This is a genomic window from Arthrobacter sp. ISL-28, from assembly GCF_018613875.1.
Lineage (GTDB): Bacteria > Actinomycetota > Actinomycetes > Actinomycetales > Micrococcaceae > Arthrobacter.
Window position 1 is genome coordinate 1 of sequence record NZ_JAGGPJ010000037.1, and the last position, 19,527, is coordinate 19,527.

Genomic DNA, 19,527 nt, shown 5'->3' on the forward strand with positions numbered 1-19,527 from the left:
CCGCCTTCCCCCCCGCCCCCCCTTCCACCGACGAAGGGTGGGTGGCCGGCGCGGAGAAAGACGGGGGCGGGGAACGAAAAATTGGTGGGGAATCCTTATTAAATCCTCCATCGATTGCCGAAAAACCCCCTTTAGGCGGGTCGAATGGGGCTTTTTCTCGGCAATCGATGAGTTAAGGGCGGCGGGGGGCGGTCACTTGGAGGTGCCCGCCCGCCGTCGTACGTGGTGCTGGCTGAACCTGCCGAACGCTCCACTGGTTGAGCTTGCCGAAACCTGGATCCCGACAAGCTCGATCAGCAGTCTCAAGCTCGATCAGCGGCTACATTCTTATTTTGCGCTTTCCAGCAGTTCTGCGCGAACCGTCTTGGTGGCCTCGACGAGGTTACGCAGGGACTCTTCGGTCTCGGCATAGCCGCGGGTCTTCAGGCCGCAGTCCGGGTTGACCCACAGCTGGCGGGACGGGACGTGCTTGACGGCGGTACTGAGCAGCTCGGTGACTTCCTGCTCGCCCGGAACGCGCGGCGAGTGGATGTCGTAAACGCCCGGGCCAACGCCGCGGCCGAAGCCGTGCGACTCGAGGTCGTGGACAACCTCCATGCGTGAGCGTGCTGCCTCAATGGAGGTCACGTCCGCGTCCAGTCCGTCGATGGCGTCGATGATGGCGCCGAACTCGGAGTAGCAGAGGTGGGTGTGGATCTGCGTCTCGTCAGCTGCACCGGCGGTGGACAGGCGGAACGAGTTCACGGACCAGTCCAGGTATGCGGCCTGGTCGGCCTTCCGCAGCGGCAGGAGTTCGCGCAGGGCGGGCTCGTCCACCTGGATGACCTTGATGCCGGCAGCTTCGAGGTCGGCGATTTCGTCACGCAGGGCGAGGGCGACCTGGTTGGCGGTTTCACCCAGCGGCTGGTCGTCGCGGACGAAGGACCAGGCGAGGATGGTGACCGGGCCGGTGAGCATGCCCTTCATCGGCTTGTTAGTGAGGGACTGGGCGTACTTGGCCCATTCGACCGTGATGGGGGCGCTGCGGGTGACGTCGCCCCAGAGGATCGATGGACGGGTGCAGCGTGAGCCGTAGGACTGGACCCAGCCGTGGACCGTAACGTCGAAGCCCTCGAGGTTCTCGGCGAAGTACTGGACCATGTCGTTGCGCTCGGGCTCGCCGTGCACCAGAACGTCGAAGCCGAGCTCTTCCTGCAGCTCAACAACGCGCTTGATCTCATCCTTCATGAGCTGCTCGTACTGCTCTGTGGTGAGGTCGCCCTTGTTGGCGCGGGCACGGGCGGTACGGATCTCCGACGTCTGCGGGAAGGAACCGATGGTGGTCGTGGGCAGCGGCGGCAGGGCGAGGGCCTTCTCCTGGGCTGCTTCTCGGACACCGTACTCGGAGCGGTTGAAGTCTGCTGAGGTCAGGGCCGCGGTGCGGGCCCGGACGTCGGCACGCTGCACGCCCTCGGCGGCGGCGCGGGAGGCGATGATGCGGGTGGCTTCGTCGATGGCCGGCTGAACGGCGGCGGCGTCGGTCAGGAGGCCTGCAAGGGTGACAACCTCAACGGCCTTCTGGTCGGCGAAGGCCAGCCAGCTGCGGAGCTGCTCGGACAGCTGCGCCTCTTCCTGAACGTCGTGCGGGACGTGCTGGGTGGAGGTTGAGGTGCTGATGGCGAGCTTGGTGACGCTCTTCTGCAGCTCGGCGATCTTGTCAGCGGAGGCCTGCAGGTCATTGCGCCAGATGTTGTGGCCGTCCACAACGCCGGCAACGAGAGTCTTGTTGCCCAGGGCGGCAAGCGCAGCGGCGGACGGAACGGCACCCTTGAAGACGTCGATGTGCAGGGCGTCGATGTTCGTTGCCGCAAGGGTTCCCAGCTGGCCGTTGAGTGCGCCGTACGGGGTGGAGACGAACAGCTGCGGGCGCTTGGCCGCGGCGGCGAGAACTTCGTAGGACCGGGCGACAGCTGCCTGGATCTCCTGCGCAGAGGTGTCCTGGTCAACCACGAGGGCGGGCTCGTCCAGCTGGACCCAGCTGGCGCCGGCAGCGGCAAGCTTCTCGAGCAGCGCGGTGTAGACGGGGAGGACGTCCTCGAGGCGGGACAGCGGGCTGAATCCGGCCGGGGCGTCGTCGGAAGCCTTGCTGAGCAGCAGGAAGGTCACCGGTCCCACAATGTAGGGGCGGGTCTCCACGCCATTGGCGAGGGCGTATTCGAACTCTTCGACGATGCGGTTGGAGGTCAGCGCGAAGTTGGTCTCCGGGCCGATTTCCGGCACGAGGTAGTGGTAATTGGTGTCGAACCACTTGGTCATTTCCAGCGGCTGCTGTTCCTTGTTGCCGCGGGCAAGGGTGAAGTAGCCGTCGATGTCGAGCTGGCCTTCGCCGTTGAGGAGGTTACCGAAACGGGCCGGAACAGCGCCGAGGTGCGCGGCGGCGTCGAGCACCTGGTCGTAGTAGGAGAACGTGCCCGGAACGGCTGCGGCCTCGGTGAGGCCCAGGCCCTGCAGGCGCTTCGCCGTGCCCAGCTGGATTTCCTTGGCGGCGGCGTCAAGGGCGGCGGCGTCGATCTTGCCGGTCCAGTAGGCTTCGACGGCCTTCTTCAGTTCGCGGCGGCGGCCGATGCGGGGGTAGCCCAGGATCGAGGCGGACGGGAACGGAGTGGTCACGGGGATGTTCTGTTCAGTCATGTGAATTTCCTTGAATGGTTGGGAAAATTTGCAGTTCGTGGTGCTGGCTGGCGGCATCGTCAGCTGGCAGTTGTCAGGTTTTCCAGCTGACGGCGGGCGATGGCATTGAGGCGGCTGGCCGAGCGGGTGGGCCTCCCCAGCGAGAGCTTGTCGAGAACCTCCAGCGCGCTCTGGTGTTCGTTGAACGTGTACAAGTGCAGGCCGGGCGCTCCGGCGTCCAGGGCAGCGTTGGCCAGGTCCACCGTGGCGCTCACACCGATGCGCATGCGCTCAGCGTCGGAATCCGCCGCGGCGAGCCGCTCGATGAGTTCCGGTGCCGGTTCGACGCCGGTCAGCTCGCCCAGGCGCTTCAGCCGCCGCAGGCTCGTGAGCGGCATGACGCCGGGAATGATGGGGATGGTGACCCCGGCGCGGCGGGCCCTCGCGATAAGGTCCGCGTACTGCTCCGTGTGGAAGAACACCTGGGTGATGGCGAAGTCGGCGCCGGAGCGCTGTTTGGCCAGCAACACCTCGACGTCGTGCGCCTCGCTCGGGGATTCCGGGTGCCTCGTGGGATAGGCTGCCACGCCGACAGCGACCTTGCCCGCGCACAGCAGGGCCGAACGCCGCTGCTCTACCCGGCGGATCAGTTCGATCAGATCCTGGGCGTAACGGAGGGAGCCGCTCACCGGCTTGCCGCTGTCCTTGGGCTGGTCGCCGCGGAGTGCCAGAATGCCGCGCACCCCGGCGTCCAGCAGCTCGCCGATGACATCCGCGAGCTCTGCAGGCGTGTTTCCCACGCAGGTCAGGTGGGCCAGCGGACGGAGCGTGGTCTCCAGGACCAGGCGATTGACAAGCTCGACGGCGGTGTCCCGGTTGGAGCCGCTGGCACCGTACGTGACAGACACGTAGTCGGGGTCGGTGGTCTCCAGCTCGCGGATAGTGGTCCAGAGCGTCTCGGCGGCTGCGGGAGAACGCGGCGGGAAGAGCTCATAGGACAGCGCGACGGGGGCCGTGTCGGAAAGATTTGGATGGGTGTCAATAAGGCTAGGTGGTGACATTTGCGTCCTTGGCTATGGGCCATTGAAGGCTGGACTGCCGTGGCGTTGCCCGTGGCAGTATGCGGTCAATGAATTGAGTTTGGGGAACACGGAACGAACTTCGGCAGGGCGCAGCCGCGACTGTTACGCCTGAATAGAAGCAAGTCCGTGAGCAAATGTCAGGCCCACATGGGGGCACCCACACCCTCCTTGGCTGCCGGCTGGCGGCATACCACAGCGGAGGATCGCTGACACGTTACCTCGGTAACTTGTATAGAACTCTAGAAGCCGCATTGGGCCTGTTCAAGTCGGGCACCGAATTAAGACGCAGTCTTACGCCCGTCCGGTTGCACCGGACAGAATATTGTTCGCTGAACCCGCCCGTACCGGCCTTTCGCAGGCCGGCTGCCACAAGATTCTACCGCCCTCCCGCAGCGCCGGGCAGGGCCCGGCGCGCCTTCGAGGGCCTTTGCGGGACCCGCGCCCCTCCCCTCGGGGCAGGAACGGGTCTATTCTTTTGCCATGATCCAGCTACCAGCCAGCTATGAGGAATATCTCGTCGGCAAAGATCCAAGGTTCGTTGACACTGTTCGCCCTGTCCTCTTGCAGTCCGCCGCTGACAAGCTTCATGGCGTCCGCGTGCTGTTCATTCCCCGCGGTCACCAGGCGCATCTTGATGACACGATTCCCTACGGAACGATCGTGGAGGACATCGACTAGGCTTCCGCCCGCCCTGGAGGATCAGCCTTCCAGCAGCAGCCGCTGGGCGCGCGGCGCGAGTGTGTGTTCCAGGACAAGGCAGGCAGCGCCCACGGCACCCACATCCTCCCCCACACCGGTGCCCACTACTTCGATGGCATGGATATTTCCGGCGTCGCTGTTCTGCCTGATCAGTTCGGGAACCTGGTCCAGGTAGCGCTTGGACAACAGACCCCAGAACGGCCCGCCGAAGACCACACGGTCAACGTCGAGGGTATTCGCAACGACCGCCGCCGCGCGGGCCACGAGCACCGCAGACTTGTCAATGATCGCCACGGCGGCACTGTTCCCCGCGTCGGCTGCCTCGCACAGCCTGGCAAATCCTTCCTGCACGGCCGGTCCGCTGGACAGGGGTCCCGCTACATCCAGGAGCCCGGCGGTCCGGGCCTCAGCCACCAGGACCTGGGGGATACAGGACGACTTTACGCAGCCGCGGAGCCCGCAGTCGCAGGGCGGGCCATCCGGGTCGACAATGATGTGGCCGATTTCGCCGGCGTTACCGGACGTGCCGCGGACCACTTCGTCATTCAGGACGATGCCGCAGCCGATGCCCGTGCCCATGTACATGAAGACGAAACTGCCGGTGCCGCTCGCGCCGCCGGCCCAGGTTTCCGCAACGGCGGCGCTGGTGACGTCCTTGTCCATGAGGACCGACATTCCCGTGGCGTCGGCCAGCGCATCGCGGAGCGGAACACGGTCCCAGCCCTTCAGCAGCGGCGGCTCCACCACCATTCCGTGGTCGTGGTCGATCGGTCCCGGCGCAGCCACCCCCAGGCCGGCAATCTTTTCCCGGTCCACACCGGACGCTTTTACCAACTGTTCGATCTCCGCGGCGATGGCGGAGATGACGATATCCGGCGCGCCGTCGTCCGGGGTCTTGATCTGCGAATGCTGAACCACCGCACCGACGAGGTCCAGCAGCACGAAAGTTGCGACGGCGGGATCCAGGTGGACGCCCACGGCGTACATCCCGGACGGGTTGAGGCGAAGGATGGTCCGCGGTTTGCCTGGCCCGCTCCCCTCTTTCCCCGCTTCGACGATGAGGCTTTGGTCCAGCAGGCGGCGGGAAATGTTCGAGATTGTCTGCGGGGACAGTCCGACGATCTGCGCCAGCTCAACGCGGCTGAGCCCTCCGGATGAGCGCCGGATCGCATCCAGGATGACTGTCAGGTTGAAGTCACCCATGCGGGGCAGGTTTGTTCCGCGCCTCGGTGAGGGCTGGCGGATCTCGGTCAATGAATCCCCTAAAGCATCGTTGGCGGGCCACTATCGATGTCTGAATGGTACGTTACCTGCGGGTATACGGGTATGTCCCACGCGCGGGCAACGGCAGGGTGGCCAAGCGCGCCCGAAGGCGGCGATTATCGGCCATGGTTTTTGACGCTGACAGCCACCGTGAATTTCGGGTTCCTGCCCTTAACGCGGGTCGGCCCCACCAGCCTTTCAAGAGCCGGCAGGTAGTGCAGATGGCTGTTGAAGACAGTCCAGAGTTCAGCGCCCGGAGCCAGTACCCGGGCAGCAGCCTCGAACATCTTGATCCCTGCCCCCGCATGCACGCTGGCACCGAGGTGAAAGGGAGGATTCAGCAGGATGAGGTCGGCGCTGCCGGCCGGCAGGGAGCTCATGGCGTCGTCCTGAAGCACCGTGATCTGGCCGGCCAGTCCGTTCGCCTTCGCCGTGGCACGTGCGGACGCCACCGCGGCCGCCGACTGGTCTGTGGCTATGACTGCCGCCTCCGGATGGGAGCGCGCATACATGGCGGCCAGAATGCCGGTCCCGCACCCCAGATCGACCGCGCGCCTTGCCCCCGGGATCTCGGGGAGGAACTCCAGCAGGAAGCGCGTTCCGATATCCAGCCTGGTGCCGGCGAAAACCGCCCCGTGCGCGCATATGTCGAGATCGAGTTCGGTGTTGTGTTCGGTGACGGGATATTGCGGGTCCGGCGCCACGGGTTTGGGCCCCGAGGCAACGAGGAGCCGGGATTTCTGCCGGGCCAGCTGCGGCTGGACGGCGTCGAAGTACCGCCCCAGCACCGCGTTCATACCGAGGGACATGTGCTTGATCCGCCCGCCGGCGAGAAGCGTGGTTCCGGGCGAGGCGTGCCGGGCCACGGCGTCGGAAATTTCCTCGAGCTCCGCGAGGGTCTTGGGAAGCTGGAGCAGAACGAGATCGGCGCCGCCCAGCAGCGCTGCGCCGAGGGGCAACTGGTCGAACGCAGTGTCTATGCCGAGGGCTGCCGCGTTGTTTCGCAGGGCATGCTCGCCCGTGATGAGGTCCTGGTGCACGCGAACACGCGCCGGCCCGGGAGACGCAATGCCGGAGAGCAGTCCCAGCGTGAGAGCCCCGTAGCGGTCCCCAATAACGGCCACGTCACTCTCAGTCGTCAGGAGGTTCGCTGCTGCCTCGAGCAGGAGCGTGTCTGTGGCGTCCCAAGCCTGCAGGTTTGCGGCCTCGACGTCCGGGTACCTCCGCAGCATGCCCAGAAGGTCGCCAAGGCTTTTCTCCGTCACGTGTTGCCGCCGCCTGTTCCTTGCCGTGTGCCTCTGCCGCTGGTCTTGCTTATGCCCAGTGGTTCTGCCCCCGACCGGGCAGGCTCCTGAGCAAACTTACCGTGAAACTGCTTCAACGGGCTGCGCGTCAACTAACCGGCTGCTCACCAACGACATTAACCTGCTGCGCCTCAAGGAGCTTCAGGAGTCCAGCAACGGCGGCCCGGCCCGCGCGGTTGGCGCCGATGGTGGACGACGACGGGCCGTAACCCACCAGATGTACGCGCGGTTCAGCGGCGACCTGGGTGCCGTTCATGGCAATCCCGCCGCCCGGTCCGCGCAAGTGCAGCGGCGCGAGGTGTTCCAACTCGGCCCGGAATCCGGTGGCCCACAGGATCACATCGGCGGCGAGGAAACTCCCATCGGCCAGCCTCACGCCGTTGGGCTCTATAGCGGTGAACATTGGGCGCCGGTCGAGGACGCCGCGTGCGGCGGCCGCCCTCAGCGATGGCGTCCACATGAGTCCGGTGGCGGCGACAACGCTCTGCGGCGGGAGCCCCTGCCGGACCCGTTCCTCCACGAGGGCGACGGCATCGTGCCCCGCCTGGCGGTCGAACTCGGCGTCCCGCCAGTCGGGTTCCCGTCGGGTGAACCAGCTCGTGGACGTCACCAGAGAGATCTCGTCCAGGAGTCCGACGGCGGAAATGCCGCCGCCCACCACGATCACGTGCAGACCGCGGAACTCGTGGGCTGAGACGTAGTCGGCCACGTGGAGCTGGCGCCCCTTGAACGTCAACTGTCCCGGATAGATCGGCCAGAACGGCCTGGTCCACGTGCCCGTGGCGTTGATGACGGCGCGCGCCGACCACTCGCCGTCGGACGTCCTGATTCTCAGCCGCCCGGCGGGATCATCGTCCTCGCGCGACACTGCGCCCACCTTGACCGGCCGCTCGATGGCCAGGCCCAGTTCGCGCTCATAGCCGGCGAAGTACCGGGTGAGGAACGCCGAGCTGGGCTCAGCCGGATCGATCTCCGGCTGCGGGATGCCGGGGAGGTCACTGATGCCGTTGACCGTAGCCATCCGAAGGCTCTTCCAGCGGTGGCGCCAGGCACCGCCGGGGCCATCCTCGGCGTCGAGCACGGCATAGGTGCGCGGGGAAGAATCCGTGCCGCCGGCCTCGGTTTCATTCCCGGCGCCGGCCCTGGCAGGCGCGGGCACAAAGCCGCGGCGGGCCAGATGGTAGGCAGCCGACAGGCCGGCTTGTCCGGCACCGATCACGACGACGTCGGCAACCCTCACGGCCGTTTCCATGGCAGTTCCTACGACCTGTCCCTAGACCTTTTTCACGACACTGGACTTCAGCTGCATGGGACCCACGCCGTCCACCTTGCAGTCGATGTCGTGGTCGCCCACGCCGTCCAGGAGGCGGATGCCGCGCACCTTGGTGCCGACTTTGATGACTGTGGAACTGCCCTTGATCTTGAGGTCCTTGACCACGGTGACGGTATCGCCGTCGGCCAGCACGTTGCCGACGGCGTCCTTGATGACGCGCTCCCCCGGCGCGTCGGCTTCAGCCGCTGTACCTGACCATTCATGGCCGCACTCGGGGCATCCGAGGAGGGCGCCCATCTCGTACGTGTGCACACTGGAACATTCAGGGCAGGGAGGAAGCGTCTCGTTCACGTCCCTATCCTAGTCGTCGCATGGGAGCGCCAGCGGCGGGGAGGCGGCGGCGGGAGGCGGCGGCAGCAGGCGGGCATGCACAAAGGGCCGCCCCGCGGGACGGCCCTTCGTTTGCGTTGTTCGTGGTGGAGCTGAGGGGACTCGAACCCCTGACCCCCTGCATGCCATGCAGGTGCGCTACCAGCTGCGCCACAGCCCCGAACTCGTTCCTGCCGGTCTTTGTGTTTCCCGGAAGCAACCTGAATAGCGTAATGCACAATCCTCCCGGAAGCGAATCGGACGGCGCGAGGGCCTTCTCGTGGTTGTGGTTCCGGTGATGTCCGCAGGGATCCGCGCTACGTGGATTTCTGAACGACCGGCGTGGAGGCATTCTTGATCCGAACCTGCGTGAGTCACTCCCGCGGCCTTGAGGTCCTTACCGGAGCATTTCAAGGAGCGGTGCAGCAGCGCCGCGGCACCCTTAGGGATCCCAGGAGACACCAGTGGCGGACGATCACCAGCTGCCCGTGCTGGACAGCGCCGCGCTGCAGTCAATGGCGGACGAGGCCGGACTCCGGACTGCCCAGACGTTTTTTGACGAGTACCTGCAGCTGCTGCCTAAGCGCGCGGCCTCGGTGATGCGGGGCCTTGCCGCTGAGGATCCCGCATCGGCCCTCGAAGCGCTCGTGAGCCTGAGAGTCACATCCGCCATTGCGGGAGCCCTGAGACTCGAAGGATACTGCCGGAAGGTCGAACAGGCGCTGAGGCGCGGACACAAGCCGGACCCGGCCGCTGTGAAAGCCGTACTGTTCGCGAACATCCGGCTGCTCGTTCGGGAGGCCGCACGGCAGGGCCATCTGCCCGCCCAGCAACCGAACGGTCCTGCATCCGGCGAAGGGACGCCCGGCTGATGCCACCGGCTAAGGGCACCATGTTCTCAAGCCCTGACATCCGAGGATTGGGGGCGGACATGGGCTGAGGGAGGCTATGGTTTAGGTGCCGAACCAAAAAAACCGCTAGAACCAGGCCTTGACTGGTTCCAGCGGTTGTTGGTGGAGCTGAGGGGACTCGAACCCCTGACCCCCTGCATGCCATGCAGGTGCGCTACCAGCTGCGCCACAGCCCCGAAATTTTCGCCGCTCCGGCACCTTCGGCTTCCGCCTCGGGGCCCGTCCTTCTGTCCGGATCTCTCCGAAGCAACTCAAATATCTTAGAACAGCGATTCCGAAAATTCCAAATCGGGCATATTCGACACTGTCCGGCTCCGTCTACTCCGATTCTGAGGTCGCGGGCGCCTTGGCAGAGGTGTCGTCGCCCAGCTGCAGGTCGACCATGGGGCAGTCTTTCCAAAGCCGCTCGAGGGCATAGAAGACGCGGTCCTCCTCGTGCTGGACATGGATCACAACATCGGAGTAGTCCAGCAGGACCCAGCGGCCGGCCGAGCGGCCTTCACGGCGCACGGGACGGAGGTCCTGCTTGATGAGCTCCTCTTCAATGCCGTCCACGATGGCGTTGACCTGGCGTTCGCTGGGGGCGGAGGCAATCAGGAAAACGTCCGCCAGCGCCAGGCGTTCGCTGACGTCCAGGGCGACGATGTCCTGGGCAATCTTGTCCGCCGCGGCCCTCGCTGCGTGTCGGGCTGTGGCGATGGATGAATCAGATGCAGTCACGGGACTCCTTGAGTGGGGTAAAACGTAGTGGTGTAAAACCTGATGTGAAGTGCTGACGTCAGCCAGAAAGACCGCTGATGATCATGATGATGCCGGTGATCAGAGCGATGGCACCGAGGGCCAGCACCCCCAACTGGAGGAGCCTGAGCCGGTGCGCCCGGGCAAGGCCGGCGGTGGCGGCATCCAGCGGTTCCAGCCCATAGGCGGATTTCGCTGCCACCGGCGGCAGCCCTGCCAACTCCTCATTCGTCTCGGTGTCCCAGGCTTTGCCCTCATGGCTGGCTGGTTCGGATGCGGCTCGGGCCGCTGCCTCTGCCCGGGCGATCACCCGGGCGCGTCCGGACGACGGCGTGCTGCCGCCTGGCCGGGCAGCCTTGGCTGGGCGGGTGCCCCGCGAGGGTATGCGCGGTCCCGGGTTGGTTACCACCGGAACATAGGAAGTGGCCGGACGCTTCATGACGGGGCGGTCCACACCCGGCACCTGGACAAACTCCAGAGGCGTCACCATGGCAAGGTTGCTGGCTGTGGAGGGACCGTCCTGCGGCTGCTGCGGGGTGTTCTTTTCGGCCAGTTTCTGTTTGGCCAGGGCCCGCTTGTTGAGTATGGCCGCACGCTCGGCAAGGGCGATCTGCTGGGCCAGGATCTCAGGGTCCACGGCTTCGGGGTCCGTTGCCGCGATGTGCTCCATCTTGGCGATCTGGTTCTTGGCCTGCTCGGCGATGAGGGCACGGGCCCCAAGTGCCTGCTCGACGGTCATGCCATGGGGCAGCCCGTCGTCTTCGGACGCCATGGCCGATTTCGGCGCCGTCTGGGGCGGCGCTGGTGCCTCGGCCGGTGCATGCGGGTGGGCTGGGACGGCGGCCGGCGACTGAGGCTGGGCGGGCGCCTTAGGCTTCGCCGGCGCCTTGGCCGCTGCGTGCGGCTGACCGGACGCCTGTGCTTGCGGGTGGCCGGATGCTGGTTGCGCGGGGCCATTGTCTTGGGCAGGAGCGGAAGCCGTGCCGGCCGGCGGGACCACGGGAATGGCTGAGGTAACGGCCTGTTCCAGCTGCATCAGCCTGAGCTGGCGGCGCGTGGGTGGACCGCCTCCGGACAGCTGGCCTTCCTTTTCCGCCAGCTCCTTGATGGTGCGGAGCGCAGCACGGTCCCTCGCCCTGATCTGGGACGAGCGTTCGGCTGCTGAGCTGGCCGGAACGGAATCGACAGGCCCGGGCGCTACCCGGCGGATACGCCCCGACGCCGTGTCACCGGTGCGTGCAGGCTCTGGCTTGCGGGAATCCGCGGGTAGCTTGGGGGCCGGTTGCTTCGAAACTGGCTGTGTCCTGGCCGGTGGCTTCGAGGCAGGCTGCTTCGTGGTTGGTTGTTTTGTGGCAGGAGCTACCTCACCGGCACCCGTGGCGCTGGCGTCCCGGGTCTTTTCCTGGGCTTCATCTCTGGCCCTCCGTAGTTCACGGCGGCTGCGGATGGGTGGCTGTTCCTGACTCATCTAAAACTCATTCAGTGCTGGCGGGATTGTCTGTCTCGGTAAGCGCGGAGCTGGTCTGCTCGCCGGCCGGTGCGGCGTAAAGCCCGTATTTCGCGATGTACTGAACCACGCCGTCCGGCACCAGATACCACACCGGATTGTGCGCGGCAACGCGCGCACGGCAGTCCGTTGAGGAAATGGCCATGGCCGGGACCGTGAGGAGGCTGACATCTTTGCGGCCCATGCCGTCCAATTCGTGTCCCGGACGGGTGACCCCCACGAAGTGGGCCAGGGACCAGAGTTCGTCAATGTCTTTCCACGACAAAATTTGGGCCAGAGCGTCCGCGCCGGTGATAAAGAACAAGTCAGCGTCCGGCCGCTGGGTCCGCAGGTCGCGGAGGGTGTCGATGGTGTAGGTGGGACCGGGACGGTCCACATCAACCCGGCTGACCGTGAAGCGCGGATTCGAGGCCGTGGCAATCACCGTCATGAGATACCGGTGCTCCGGCTCGCTGACCTTCTTACTCGACTTCTGCCACGGCTGGCCGGTCGGGACGAATACGACCTCGTCAAGTCCGAATTTGGCGGCTACTTCGCTGGCGGCAACGAGGTGGCCGTGATGGATGGGATCAAATGTCCCACCCATCACGCCCAGCCGCAGCCGGCGTTGCTGGCCGCCGTGGTGCAATGCGGCAGAAATCTTAGTGGCCCTGGCCGTGATCGTGCTTGTTGGGGTGCTGGCGGTGCGGATCCGCGTGCTCGTCAACCGCGGCGTGCCGGTTGCCCAGGTTCGTGTAGGACCACGTGACGAACATCAGCACCAACAGGATGGCGAAAATCCCAATGCCAAAGACCCACGGTTCTGCCCACAACGGAGCCCGTTCTTCATGATGTGCGGCTGACGCGGCGATCTGCTGGAGCAGCATTTTCTCCCCTAGGACTGAAAGGATGACGACGGCGGAAATTCCCGCCGTTCCGGACTTCTGTACTATGTTACCGCGTTGCTAGCGGCGGTTCGGCGGGCTAGCCGCGGACTTGGCCCTCGCCCTGCACGATCCATTTAGTGGTCGTGAGTTCGGTGAGGCCCATCGGACCGCGTGCGTGCAGCTTCTGCGTGGAGATGCCAACTTCGGCACCCAAACCCAGCTCCCCGCCGTCGGTAAAGCGGGTCGAGGCGTTGACGATGACCGCTGCCGAGTCAATTTCCGCGATGAAGCGTTCAGCGTTTGCCAGGTCATTGGTGAGAATGGCCTCGGTGTGCCCCGACGTCCAGGTGCGGATGTGCTTCACGGCTTCATCCAGGCTGTCCACCATGGCGACGGCCAGGTCCAGGTCCATGTACTCGGTGGCCCAGTCCTCATCGGTGGCCGGCACAGACTCGACGGACGCGGGAAGCGCGGCCCGGATCCGGTCATCGGCATGCAGCCGCACGCCGGCCTTGCTGAGGGCCTCAGCCACTGCCGGAAGTACGGCGGAGCCGGAGTGGACCAGCAGCGTTTCCACCGTGTTGCAGACACTCGGCCGCTGGGTCTTGGCGTTAAGGAGGATCTCCACGGCCATGTCCTCGCTGGCGGACTCGTCGATGAAGATGTGGACGTTGCCCTCGCCGGTTTCGATGACCGGCACAGAGGAATTGTTCACGACCGTCTGGATCAGTTCACGGCCGCCCCGGGGAATCAGCACGTCAACACGACCGCGGGCACGCATGAGCACATTGGCACCTTCACGTCCGTACTGGTCAACAGTCTGGACGGCGTCCGCCGGCAGGCCCACGGACTCGAGGGCCTCGCGCAGTACGCCGATCAGGGCCTCGTTGGTGGCAGCCGCCGCGGTGCCGCCGCGCAGGATCACGGCATTGCCGCTCTTCAGCGCGAGACCGGCGATATCAACCGTCACGTTGGGGCGTGCTTCGTAGATGGCCGCGACTACGCCCATGGGGACGTTGATCTGGCGCAGACGCAGGCCGTTCGGCAGGGTCTGGCCGCGGACAACATTGCCGACGGGGTCGGGCAGGCCGGCAAGGTTCTCGAGGGCGCCGGCGAGGGCGTCGATCCGCGCGTCGTTCAGGGTCAGGCGGTCCAGGAGTGCTGCCGAAGTTCCGTTCGCGCGGCCCGCTTCCACGTCCTTGACGTTGGCGGCAAGAATCTCGGCCTTGCGCTCCTGGAGGGCGCTTCCGATGGCACGGAGGCCCTGATCCTTCAAGGCGCGGTTGGCGCGGGACATGCTGCGTGCCGCCAGGCGGGAGCGGTCGGCGATCGCGTACACGGCCGCTTCGACCTCGGCCGGCGAAGTCTGGGTGTTTTCCGGCATGGAAGGGACCTGCGTAGCGTCGGTGGATGTCTCTGCTGCTTGGTTCATCAGTGCCTCAGTCATCATTCAATTCTAGGCGAGCCGGCCCGTTAGACCAGCACCAGGTCGTCAACGTGAACAACCTCACGGTCAAACCCGCGTCCCAGGGCCTCCCCCAGCTCCACAGTGGAGCGGCCCAGCATTTGCGGCAACTCGTTGGCTGAGTAGTTGACCAGGCCGCGCGCAATGATCGTGCCGTCGGCCGAGACCATTTCCACGGCATCGCCGGATTCAAAAGTGCCTTCGACGGCCGTAATGCCCGCCGGGAGGAGCGAGGTGCGGTTGTCGCGCACAGCCTTGACGGCGCCGTCGTCAAGAACCAGCCGGCCCTGCACATGCGCGAGGTGGGCGAGCCACATCATGCGGACGGACTTGCGTCCGCTGTTGACCGAGAACCAGGTTCCCACGTCTTCCCCGGCCAGGGCCGCGGCCGCATTGGCCGTGGACGTCACGAGCGCGGGGATGCCGGAATCTGCAGCCATCGTGGCCGCTTCGACTTTCGTCTGCATGCCACCGGTTCCCACTCCGGCCTTGCCGGGGCTGCCGATGGTCACCCCCTCGAGGTCCTGTGGACCATCGACCTGCGCGATCCGCTTGGCCCCCTTGGAGGGCGGGCCGTCATAAAGGGAGTCGACGTCGGAAAGCAGCACCAGCGCATCGGCACGGACCAGGTGGGCCACGAGGGCCGAGAGCCGGTCGTTGTCACCGAAGCGGATCTTGTGCGTGGCAACGGTGTCATTTTCATTGACGACCGGCACAACACCAAGGTTCAGCAGACGGTTCAATGCCCGGAACGCATTCTGGTGATGGCTTCGCCGCATGAGGTCATCGGCCGTCAGCAGCACCTGGCTGACCGTCACGCCGTGCGCGCCGAAGGCCTGGGTGTAGCGGGCCATAAGAAGCCCCTGGCCTACACTCGCGGCCGCCTGCTGGGTGGCAAGGTCACGCGGGCGCTTTGTGAGGCCCAGCGGTGCGAGACCAGCCGAGATGGCGCCCGAGGAAACCAGGATAATTTCGGTGCCCGCGTTGCATTTGGCTGCCAGCGCATCCGAGAGTTCGGTCAGCGCCTCTTCCGAGATTCCGCCTTTGATGCTGGTGAGCGACGACGATCCGACCTTGACCACGATGCGGCGTGCCCTGGCGAGCAGCCTTCGGTCGTCGGTTCTGGGTTCCTCGATGACTATTGCGGAATTATCGGTCACGTGTGCGGGTTCACTCCTCATTATCGCTGTTCAGCCCACTCTCCTTGAGGGGCCGTGCGGCACGGCGCCCACTGACCGACTCCGTCCAGATGCCGGCCTTGCGCTCCGCCTCAAGCTCGGCACGGGCGGCGGCCTTGGCCTCGCGGCGCTCCACCTGCTCGTCCCGCTTCTGGCCACGGGTAGGCCGGTCTCCGATGTCCGCGAAACGGACGTCGGTGCCGCGCGGCGACGCCAGCAGTTCGGCGCCTGCCATCATGGTCGGCTCCCAGTCGAACACCACGCCGTCGTCTTCACCGATCACTACGGTGTCGCCGGGCTTGGCGCCCTGCTTGAACAGCTCGGTTTCGACACCCAGCTTGGCGAGGCGGTCCGCGAGGTAGCCGATGGCTTCCTCGTTGGTGAAGTCGGTCTGCTTGACCCAGCGCACGGGCTTCTCGCCCAGCACGCGGAACAGCGGTTCCAGGTTCTTTTCCTCGCGGCGGATCTTGAAGCCGGCTTCGTTGACTGCGCGCGGGCGGAGCACCGGAGCATGCACCTTGGGCGGCGTGGCGGCCACCCTTTCACGGGCGGCCTTGACGATCTCGGCCATGGCAAATCCAAGCTGCCGGAGGCCCTCATGGCTCGTGGCCGAAACCTCGAACACGCGGTAGCCCCTGGACTCCAGCTCCGGGCGGACGAACTCAGCCATATCCTTGCCATCGGGCAGGTCGACCTTGTTCAAGGCAACCAGCCGGGGCCGGTGGTTCAGTGGAACAACCTCGCCGTCGTTGCCGGCATAGCTCATGTCAACGGCATACTTTTCGAGCTCGGCTTCGATGATTGCGAGGTCGGAGAGTGGATCTCTGTCAGATTCCAGCGTACCGCAGTCCAAAACGTGCACCAAAGCTGCACAACGTTCGACGTGTCGCAGGAAATTGTGGCCAAGGCCCTTGCCTTCGCTGGCGCCTTCAATGAGTCCGGGCACGTCTGCAATGGTGAACCGCACATCGCCTGCCTGAACCACGCCGAGGTTCGGGATGAGCGTGGTAAACGGGTAGTCGGCAATTTTGGGCCGTGCGGCGGACATCGCTGCAATCAGGCTGGACTTGCCTGCAGACGGGAATCCGACCAGGGCAATGTCGGCGATGGACTTCAGTTCCAGCACGATGTCGCGGGACTCGCCCTCGATACCCAGCAGGGCAAAGCCGGGGGCGCGGCGTTTTTGCGAGGAGAGCGCGGCGTTGCCCAGCCCGCCCTGGCCGCCGGCGGCCGCGATGTATTCGGTGCCCTCACCCACGAGGTCTGCGAGGACTTTGCCGTCCTTCGTCTTGACGACAGTGCCGTCCGGGACGGGCAGGATCAGCGTTTCGCCGTTCTTGCCGCCGCGCCAGTCACCCATGCCCGGGCCGCCGTTGGTCGCGTGCCGGTGCGGGGCGTGGTGGTAGTCCAGCAGCGTCGTGGTCTGGGAGTCCACCCGGAGGATGACGTCGCCGCCGTCGCCGCCGTTGCCGCCGTCGGGTCCGCCCAGGGGCTTGAACTTCTCACGGTGGACGGAGACACAGCCGTGGCCGCCGGTACCGCCGGATACGTGCAGTACTACCCGGTCTACAAAGCTCGCCACGGTGAATCTCCTCTGTTGCTTAATCCGGCCGTATTGAACGTCCAAATTGATTGTAATGCGGTTAAAAGAACAGTGGAGCGGGCCATCATGGCCCGCTCCACCGGTTCAGATTTGGTTGTTACTCTGCAGCTGCAGCAGCAACGATGTTCACGACTCGACGGCCGCGGCGGGTGCCGAATTCAACAGCGCCTGCCTGCAGTGCGAACAGGGTGTCGTCGCCGCCACGGCCAACGCCTGCACCGGGGTGGAAGTGGGTGCCGCGCTGGCGGACGATGATCTCGCCTGCGGAAACTACCTGGCCGCCGAAGCGCTTGACGCCGAGGTACTGGGCGTTGGAGTCACGACCGTTGCGAGTGGAGCTCGCGCCTTTTTTATGTGCCATTTGGAATGCCTGCCTTTAAATTCTGGGGAATCTGCTGAAAACCTGAACAGTAACCAGTGGTTACTTGATACCGGTGATCTTGACCTTGGTCAGTTCCTGACGGTGACCCTGGCGCTTCTTGTAACCGGTCTTGTTCTTGAACTTCTGGATGACGATCTTCGGACCACGAAGGTCCTGGAGGATCTCAGCCGTAACCGTTACCTTGGCCAGGTCCGCAGCTGCGGAGGTGACTTTGTCGCCGTCTACCAGGAGCAGTGCGGGCAGCTCAATGGTGCTGCCAGCTCCACCGGCGACGCGGTTCAGGGTAACGAAGTCTCCAACGGAAACCTTCTCTTGGCGGCCGCCTGCGCGGACAATCGCGTACACCACTTGGGAACTCACTTCTCTCGACGTCTATTACTAAATTTGCGTGCGGAACCTGGGTCCAATGTGTTGGTCTGGCTCTCGCTGTGCCTCAACGCCGTGGACTCCCCGGGGGAATCCGTGAGCTATCCCAAGAACAATTCCGATTGGACGGTTCCGGGGTCATAACCCAAGTGTTGGCGTAAGCACCGAAGATCTAGAATACGCTAATTTTGCCTTCGGCCGCAAATGAGGCTGGTTTCGGCGGGTTGTCCGTGATAAGCACCACAAGGGCTTTCGCACCGACCTGCCGTCACCGTGCGCGTCCATCTTACCGGCCCCTGTGCCCGCTCCCGTTCAGCCGTGGCGGCGCGGCGCGTCGAAGAACTCCACCTCGTACCGGCAGGACTGGCGGAAGGCCGTGAGCATGTGGCCGCGCTCCGCCTCGGACGCGGCGAACCCGGCGCTGTCCGCGATGCCGATGGCCTTCCGGGTGGCTGCGGCGAAGTCCTCGTCGGCGTAGGTGCGCAGCCACTCCGCGTACGGATGTCCTTCGGGTGCGCCGGCGGCGAGGAATTCGGCATGCAGCGTCTCCCCCACTTCGGCATAGAGCCAGAAGCACGGAAGCACCGCGGCCACCAGCACGGCATAGCTTCCGGAGGCGGAGGCAGCCAGGAGGTGGTCCACATACGCTTTCGTGACCGGGCCGAGTTCCGGCTGCACCGTTCGGGTGCTGAGCCAGCTACGGTGGAGCTCCGATTCGACCTCGAGGCACTGCTGCGCGGAACGGGCCCAAAAGAGCTGCTCGGCCTCGGTGGGGGCGAGGGCGCTGGCCCGCGCCAGGACACGTGAATAACCGTTGAGGTAAATGGCATCCTGGGCGAGGTAATACGCGAACTCGCTTTCCGGCAGCGTTCCTTCCGCCAGGCCGCGGATAAAGCCCAGGCCGTAAATCTCCTCGAGGTCGGCTGCGGCCTCAGCGTGAAGCAGGTCGGCAAAGGAACCGTCGGCGCTACCGGGGGCAGCTACTGCGAGGCTTCCCGTTGGCAGGTGGTGGAAGTGGTGGACCGGACCGTTGCCGCGTCCCACCTCAAGCTGCCCGGAGGTGCGGAGGGCCTCTTCCAGCCAGGGCTTGACCGTGCGCAGCGACAGTTCCCAGTCCCCCAGGCGGGCCTGCACAGTGGCCATGGCCGAGGACAGGGAGCATCCTGTGCCGTGGCTGTTGTTCGTAGGCACGCGTTCACCGTCCACCACAACGACGTCCGCCGACAGCACGCCGCCGGTGTTCACGAGGGCGTCCGGGCAGTCAGCACCGTCCAGGTGGCCGCCCTTGACGAGGATGGTGGCGCCGGTTTCGGCCGCCAGCCGTTTTCCCTGCTCCAGCGCGTCGGACCAGCTGGCCGCTTCCGGCTCCCCGAGCAGCATTCCCAGCTCCGCAAGGTTGGGGGTGATCAGGTCCGCCAGCGGCAGGAGCGCCCGCAGCGCCGCCTCGGCTGACTCCTGCAGCAGCCGGTCCCCGCTGGTTGCCACCATGACAGGGTCAAGAACGACGACGCCGGGACGCACCTTTTCCAGCCAGCTCCGGACGGCGGCAATCACCTTTTCGTCGCCCAGCATGCCTATTTTCACCGCGTCCACAGCGATGTCGTCGCTGACTGCCGTCAGCTGCGCGGTGAGGAATTCTGCGGGAGGAACGTGGACGGCGCTGACTCCGAGGGTGTTTTGGGCAGTCAGCGCCGTGACGGCAGCCATTCCATAGCCCCCGTTGGCGGCGATGCTTTTCAGGTCCGCCTGGATGCCGGCACCGCCCGAAGGGTCCGAGCCGGCGATGGCCAGGACGCGGGGAATATCCCGTTGGGTCGGGGCCATGCGGCCCTCGGCGGACGGGGATGGTGCCGGAGCGGGAAGGGCGGATGT

Annotated in this window: 18 protein-coding genes and 2 tRNA genes; 2 read left to right on the plus strand and 18 right to left on the minus strand. The window is 65.5% G+C overall.

The window, feature by feature from the left end; all coding sequences use genetic code 11:
- Positions 1 to 327: 327 nt before the first annotated feature.
- Positions 328 to 2,670 (minus strand): 5-methyltetrahydropteroyltriglutamate--homocysteine S-methyltransferase, encoded by a 2,343-nt coding sequence (metE, locus tag J7E80_RS20890; RefSeq protein WP_215054135.1) that lies wholly within the window; start codon positions 2,668 to 2,670, stop codon positions 328 to 330.
- A 59-nt stretch (positions 2,671 to 2,729) separates the two neighbouring features.
- Positions 2,730 to 3,710, minus strand: a complete 981-nt coding sequence (locus J7E80_RS20895; protein WP_215054136.1) for a methylenetetrahydrofolate reductase — start codon at positions 3,708 to 3,710, stop codon at positions 2,730 to 2,732.
- A gap of 501 nt (positions 3,711 to 4,211) precedes the next feature.
- Between J7E80_RS20895 and J7E80_RS20900 the strand changes: the two genes are divergently transcribed.
- Entirely contained in the window at positions 4,212 to 4,409 is a 198-nt protein-coding gene (locus J7E80_RS20900) for a hypothetical protein (RefSeq protein ID WP_215054137.1), read from the plus strand.
- A 21-nt stretch (positions 4,410 to 4,430) separates the two neighbouring features.
- Here the strand turns inward: J7E80_RS20900 and J7E80_RS20905 are convergent, their stop codons facing one another.
- The 5 genes from J7E80_RS20905 to J7E80_RS20925 all read right to left on the minus strand — a co-directional run bounded on the left by J7E80_RS20905 (position 4,431) and on the right by J7E80_RS20925 (position 8,820).
- Complete coding sequence (locus J7E80_RS20905) at positions 4,431 to 5,633, minus strand: ROK family transcriptional regulator (RefSeq protein ID WP_215054138.1); 1,203 nt, start codon at positions 5,631 to 5,633, stop codon at positions 4,431 to 4,433.
- 176 nt (positions 5,634 to 5,809) lie between these two features.
- Entirely contained in the window at positions 5,810 to 6,925 is a 1,116-nt protein-coding gene (locus J7E80_RS20910; RefSeq protein ID WP_215054171.1) for a methyltransferase, read from the minus strand.
- A 160-nt stretch (positions 6,926 to 7,085) separates the two neighbouring features.
- Positions 7,086 to 8,249 carry an NAD(P)-binding domain-containing protein gene (locus J7E80_RS20915; protein ID WP_215054139.1) on the minus strand — a complete coding sequence of 388 codons (1,164 nt, stop codon included), beginning with the start codon at positions 8,247 to 8,249 and terminating at the stop codon, positions 7,086 to 7,088.
- A 21-nt stretch (positions 8,250 to 8,270) separates the two neighbouring features.
- The gene (locus J7E80_RS20920; protein WP_215054140.1) at positions 8,271 to 8,621 is read right to left on the minus strand and encodes a zinc ribbon domain-containing protein YjdM; all 351 of its coding nucleotides are present in this window, start codon (positions 8,619 to 8,621) and stop codon (positions 8,271 to 8,273) included.
- Between the two features lie 123 nt (positions 8,622 to 8,744).
- Positions 8,745 to 8,820 (minus strand) — tRNA-Ala (locus tag J7E80_RS20925).
- 283 nt (positions 8,821 to 9,103) lie between these two features.
- Between J7E80_RS20925 and J7E80_RS20930 the strand changes: the two genes are divergently transcribed.
- Complete coding sequence (locus J7E80_RS20930; RefSeq protein ID WP_215054141.1) at positions 9,104 to 9,511, plus strand: hypothetical protein; 408 nt, start codon at positions 9,104 to 9,106, stop codon at positions 9,509 to 9,511.
- A 139-nt stretch (positions 9,512 to 9,650) separates the two neighbouring features.
- On the opposite strand, the gene J7E80_RS20935 is transcribed toward J7E80_RS20930, so the two are convergent.
- The 11 genes from J7E80_RS20935 to J7E80_RS20985 form a co-directional block, all read right to left on the minus strand.
- Positions 9,651 to 9,726 (minus strand) — tRNA-Ala (locus J7E80_RS20935).
- Between the two features lie 142 nt (positions 9,727 to 9,868).
- Positions 9,869 to 10,270, minus strand: coding sequence for a ribosome silencing factor (rsfS, locus tag J7E80_RS20940; RefSeq protein WP_215054142.1), 402 nt, complete (start codon positions 10,268 to 10,270; stop codon positions 9,869 to 9,871).
- 58 nt (positions 10,271 to 10,328) lie between these two features.
- Positions 10,329 to 11,756 carry a hypothetical protein gene (locus J7E80_RS20945; RefSeq protein ID WP_215054143.1) on the minus strand — a complete coding sequence of 476 codons (1,428 nt, stop codon included), beginning with the start codon at positions 11,754 to 11,756 and terminating at the stop codon, positions 10,329 to 10,331.
- A 7-nt stretch (positions 11,757 to 11,763) separates the two neighbouring features.
- A complete protein-coding gene (nadD, locus tag J7E80_RS20950; RefSeq protein WP_396020826.1) occupies positions 11,764 to 12,435 on the minus strand; it encodes a nicotinate-nucleotide adenylyltransferase in 672 nt (223 codons plus the stop codon).
- 1 nt (position 12,436) lies between these two features.
- Positions 12,437 to 12,661 carry a hypothetical protein gene (locus J7E80_RS20955; RefSeq protein WP_215054144.1) on the minus strand — a complete coding sequence of 75 codons (225 nt, stop codon included), beginning with the start codon at positions 12,659 to 12,661 and terminating at the stop codon, positions 12,437 to 12,439.
- Between the two features lie 97 nt (positions 12,662 to 12,758).
- Positions 12,759 to 14,108 carry a glutamate-5-semialdehyde dehydrogenase gene (locus tag J7E80_RS20960; protein ID WP_215054145.1) on the minus strand — a complete coding sequence of 450 codons (1,350 nt, stop codon included), beginning with the start codon at positions 14,106 to 14,108 and terminating at the stop codon, positions 12,759 to 12,761.
- A 26-nt stretch (positions 14,109 to 14,134) separates the two neighbouring features.
- On the minus strand, positions 14,135 to 15,307 hold the full coding sequence (gene proB, locus J7E80_RS20965; RefSeq protein ID WP_251037189.1) for a glutamate 5-kinase: 1,173 nt from the start codon (positions 15,305 to 15,307) through the stop codon (positions 14,135 to 14,137).
- The gene (gene obgE / locus J7E80_RS20970; RefSeq protein ID WP_215054147.1) at positions 15,297 to 16,886 is read right to left on the minus strand and encodes a GTPase ObgE; all 1,590 of its coding nucleotides are present in this window, start codon (positions 16,884 to 16,886) and stop codon (positions 15,297 to 15,299) included. The genes proB and obgE overlap by 11 nt, the downstream gene beginning before the upstream one ends.
- 118 nt (positions 16,887 to 17,004) lie before the next feature.
- On the minus strand, positions 17,005 to 17,268 hold the full coding sequence (gene rpmA, locus J7E80_RS20975) for a 50S ribosomal protein L27 (protein ID WP_003803426.1): 264 nt from the start codon (positions 17,266 to 17,268) through the stop codon (positions 17,005 to 17,007).
- Positions 17,269 to 17,328: 60 nt separating this feature from the next.
- Complete coding sequence (gene rplU, locus J7E80_RS20980) at positions 17,329 to 17,637, minus strand: 50S ribosomal protein L21 (RefSeq protein ID WP_003803420.1); 309 nt, start codon at positions 17,635 to 17,637, stop codon at positions 17,329 to 17,331.
- A 330-nt stretch (positions 17,638 to 17,967) separates the two neighbouring features.
- The gene (locus J7E80_RS20985) at positions 17,968 to 19,479 is read right to left on the minus strand and encodes a bifunctional hydroxymethylpyrimidine kinase/phosphomethylpyrimidine kinase (protein WP_251037193.1); all 1,512 of its coding nucleotides are present in this window, start codon (positions 19,477 to 19,479) and stop codon (positions 17,968 to 17,970) included.
- Positions 19,480 to 19,527 lie beyond the last annotated feature (48 nt).

Excerpts from the sequence above, each read along its gene's own strand:
- metE (WP_215054135.1), bottom strand. The coding sequence starts at position 2,670 with ATGACTGAACAGAACATCCCCGTGACCACTCCGTTCCCGTCCGCCTCG.
- J7E80_RS20895 (WP_215054136.1), bottom strand. The coding sequence starts at position 3,710 with ATGTCACCACCTAGCCTTATTGACACCCATCCAAATCTTTCCGACACG.
- J7E80_RS20900 (WP_215054137.1), top strand. The coding sequence starts at position 4,212 with ATGATCCAGCTACCAGCCAGCTATGAGGAATATCTCGTCGGCAAAGAT.
- J7E80_RS20905 (WP_215054138.1), bottom strand. The coding sequence starts at position 5,633 with ATGGGTGACTTCAACCTGACAGTCATCCTGGATGCGATCCGGCGCTCA.
- J7E80_RS20910 (WP_215054171.1), bottom strand. The coding sequence starts at position 6,925 with ATGCTGCGGAGGTACCCGGACGTCGAGGCCGCAAACCTGCAGGCTTGG.
- J7E80_RS20915 (WP_215054139.1), bottom strand. The coding sequence starts at position 8,249 with ATGGAAACGGCCGTGAGGGTTGCCGACGTCGTCGTGATCGGTGCCGGA.
- J7E80_RS20945 (WP_215054143.1), bottom strand. The coding sequence starts at position 11,756 with ATGAGTCAGGAACAGCCACCCATCCGCAGCCGCCGTGAACTACGGAGG.
- J7E80_RS20955 (WP_215054144.1), bottom strand. The coding sequence starts at position 12,661 with ATGCTGCTCCAGCAGATCGCCGCGTCAGCCGCACATCATGAAGAACGG.
- J7E80_RS20960 (WP_215054145.1), bottom strand. The coding sequence starts at position 14,108 with ATGACTGAGGCACTGATGAACCAAGCAGCAGAGACATCCACCGACGCT.
- proB (WP_251037189.1), bottom strand. The coding sequence starts at position 15,307 with ATGAGGAGTGAACCCGCACACGTGACCGATAATTCCGCAATAGTCATC.
- rpmA (WP_003803426.1), bottom strand. The coding sequence starts at position 17,268 with ATGGCACATAAAAAAGGCGCGAGCTCCACTCGCAACGGTCGTGACTCC.
- J7E80_RS20985 (WP_251037193.1), bottom strand. The coding sequence starts at position 19,479 with ATGGCCCCGACCCAACGGGATATTCCCCGCGTCCTGGCCATCGCCGGC.